A 3,310-nucleotide genomic window follows, 5' to 3' on the forward strand; every position below is an offset into this window, starting at 1 on the left:
TTTCTCGAAAAAGATGACATTGAGCGAAGAGCTAAGCACGGGTGTCCCTCCATTCGGGTACGGTTTTCGCCGCGCGCAGACTTGCCCGGTCGCAACGGCGTTTCCTTGATTGGTATCAAGGGCTCGCGGTCCGCCACGCCTATGCTGGACGGTGTTGACAGGCAGCGGAGACGATGATGGACGAGGCGGCGCTGAAGGCACTGCATGAATGGCTAGAAGCCGCCGAGAGCTTCGATGAGGCGATGGCCGAGGCGGGCGCCGCCATGCTCGCCGAGGTGCCCGGCGGCGCGATCGAGACATCCGCGGCCAAGGCGATGCTGCTGGAAGGGTTGGACGGTGTGCTCGCCATTGTCGGGCGGGCCTTTGCCGGCTGGGCGCTGTCGTTCGACGGCCATGCCAGCGCGCACAAGAACACGATGTGGCGCTGCACGCTCAAGGAAACGCGCGGGCCCGACGACGACCAGATCGTCGGCATCGGCAATGCCCGTTCGATGCGGCAGGCGCTGCTGGCGGCCGTCGCGCACATTCAGAAGATGCGCAAGGCAGGCTACCGATAGCGCCAAACCCTATTGGACGTCCTCGACCTCGACCTTTTCGCCAGACACCTTCTGGGCGAGCGCGGCCTCCATGAACGGGTCGAGCGCGCCGTCGAGCACGTCGGACGGCGCGGTGGATTCGGTGCCGGTGCGCAGATCCTTCACAAGCTGATAGGGCTGCAACACGTAGGAACGAATCTGGTGGCCCCAGCCGATGTCGCTCTTTCCCTCATGGGCCGAGGCGGCCGCCTCCTCGCGCTTTTTCATCTCAAGGTCATAAAGGCGCGCCCGGAGCGCCTTCATCGCGTTGGCGCGGTTCTGGTGCTGCGACTTTTCCGACGAGGTCACGACGATGCCGGTGGGGTGGTGCGTGATGCGCACGGCCGAATCGGTGGTGTTGACGTGCTGGCCGCCGGCCCCGGACGACCGGTAGGTGTCGACGCGGATGTCCTTGTCGGCGATCTCGATCTCGATATCGTCGTCGATCACCGGATAGACGCCGACCGTCGAAAACGAGGTGTGACGGCGAGCGTTGGAATCATAGGGGCTGATGCGCACCAGGCGGTGCACGCCCGTCTCTGTCTTCAGCCAGCCATGGGCGTTGTGGCCCTTGACCAGCAGCGTCGCCGACTTGACGCCCGCCTCCTCGCCGGCGGAGAATTCCTGCAACTCGACCTTGAAGCCGCGCCGCTCGGCCCAGCGCGTGTACATGCGCAGCAGCATGTTCGCCCAATCCTGGCTCTCGGTGCCGCCGGCGCCCGAATGGATTTCGACATAGGTGTCGCTGCGGTCCATCTCGCCCGAAAGCAGCGCGTCGATCTGGCGCTTGTCGATCTGCGTTTCGAGATCGCGGATCGCCTGTTCGGCCTCGGCGAGGGTCTCGGCATCGTCCTCGGCCTCGGCCAGTTCGATCAGCTCGACATTGTCGTCGAGCGCCCGGTCAAAGCCGGTGATCGCGGTGATCATCTCTTCGAGCCGCTGGCGCTCCTGCATCAGCTTCTGCGCTTCGGCCGGATCGCTCCAAAGGTCGGGGTCCTCGGCGCGGGCATTGAGATAGTCGAGCCGCTTTACGGACGCATCCCAGTCAAAGATGCCTCCTCAGCAGGGCTATGGCCTGCCTGATGCTGTCGATAAGGGTCGCGATTTCAGCGCGCATGGGAGGCGATCCGGTCCTTGCCGAGGGTGGGTGGCGGCGCGCCGGAACAAGGCCGGCGCGGTCGCGGACACTTAGGGGCCTTACAGGGGTCTGTAAAGCCCGCCGGTCAGAACAGGCCGCCCGAGCCGCTCTGGATCGCCTGCTGGGCGGTGGGCGAAATCTGGCGCTGGCGCTCGGCCTGGATGGCGACCTGGTCGGCGCCGATGACGAAATAGCTGTCGGCGGGGCCCGTGCCTGGCTTGAACGCCTCGACAATCAGGTCGCCTTCCGTGGCGCGCATGCCCGTCTTCCGGTCGATCTGGATCTGAGACATGCCCTCCGGGATCGTGAAGTCGGTCATGGGCCGGTCTTCGAGGACCGCTGTCATGAAGGTCTTGAAGACCGGCGCGGCGAGCTGGCCGCCCGTGGCGCCACGCCCCATGGGCGTGGGCTTGTCGAAGCCGATATAGACGCCGGTGACGAGGGTGGGCGTATAGCCGATGAACCAGGCGTCCTTGTAGTCGTTGGTCGTGCCGGTCTTGCCGGCGATCGGCCGGCCCAGTTCGCGCAGCGCCGTTGCCGTGCCGCGCAGCACCACCCCTTCCATCATAGACGTCATCTGATAGGCGGTCATCGGGTCGAGCACGATCTGGCGGGTATCGACAAGCCCCGGCTCGTCCTGGGCGAGCCACTGTCCCGCATCGCAGGCTTCGCACTGGCGGCGATCCTGCCTGTAGACGGTGCTGCCGTAGCGGTCCTGGATGCGGTCGATCATCGAGGGCTGGATCTGCCGGCCGCCATTGGCGAGCACGGCATAGGCCGTGACCATGCGCAGGACCGTGGTCTCGCCCGCGCCCAGCGACATGGCCAGCACCGGCGACAGATCGTCGTAGACGCCGAACTGCTCGGCATATTCGGAGACGAGCCGCATGCCCATGTCCTGCGCCAGGCGGACCGTCATCAGGTTGCGCGAACGCTCGATGCCCAGCCTGAGCGTGGACGGGCCGGAGACCAAGCCGTCATAGTTCTTGGGCTCCCAGACCTCGCCGCCCGAGACGATCGAGATCGGCGCGTCCATGATCACCGAAGCGGGCGTATAGCCATTGTCGAGCGCGGCGGCGTAGACGAACGGCTTGAACGAGGAGCCGGGCTGCCGATAGGCCTGCGTGGCGCGGTTGAACTGGCTTTCATGGAAGGAGAAGCCGCCGGCCATCGCCAGGACGCGGCCCGTATTGGGGTCCATGGCGACCAGCGCGCCAGACACTTCGGGTACCTGCTGAAGCGAATAGGTGTCGGCGTCCGTGGCCGCCACATGGATCACATCGCCCGGCCGCAGCACCTCATCGATGGAGTCCGCGCGCCGGACGCCGTCCTCGTCGCGCAACCGAAAGGCCCAGTCGAGATCGTCGCGCGGGATCGCGCCGCGCGCGCGCGCGTCCACCACGCCGCCGCCCAGCCTGCGGTCCGGGCGCAGGCCGATCCGGACGCCGTCCTCGGCGGTCGCGAGCACGACGGCCAGCGTCCATTCGGGAACGTCGCGCAGAAGGTCGAATTCGCCGAGCGCCGGGCCCCAGTCGCCGGAAGTGTCGATCTGGCCGACAGGGCCGCGCCAGCCCCGCTTGCGGTCGAAATCGACCAG

At 66.5% G+C, this 3,310-nt stretch carries 3 protein-coding genes; 1 reads left to right on the forward strand and 2 read right to left on the reverse strand.

The genetic code is table 11. The features are described from left to right. The first annotated feature begins 176 nt into the window (after positions 1 to 176). The gene (locus AC5E6L_RS14790; RefSeq protein WP_491229506.1) at positions 177 to 557 is read left to right on the forward strand and encodes a hypothetical protein; all 381 of its coding nucleotides are present in this window, start codon (positions 177 to 179) and stop codon (positions 555 to 557) included. Positions 558 to 566: 9 nt separating this feature from the next. Here the strand turns inward: AC5E6L_RS14790 and prfB are convergent. Together prfB and AC5E6L_RS14800 are read right to left on the reverse strand one after the other, a co-directional pair. Further along, positions 567 to 1,692, reverse strand: a protein-coding gene (gene prfB, locus AC5E6L_RS14795; protein WP_491774320.1) for a peptide chain release factor 2 whose coding sequence is annotated in 2 segments (ribosomal slippage) — positions 567 to 1,622 and positions 1,624 to 1,692 — 1,125 coding nt in all. Because the reading frame shifts where the segments join, the coding sequence is not laid out codon by codon here. 106 nt (positions 1,693 to 1,798) lie between these two features. After that, a partial coding sequence (locus tag AC5E6L_RS14800; protein WP_491774322.1) for a penicillin-binding protein 1A occupies positions 1,799 to 3,310 on the reverse strand: 1,512 nt, incomplete at its 5' end.

This window comes from Roseitalea sp. (assembly GCF_984466335.1).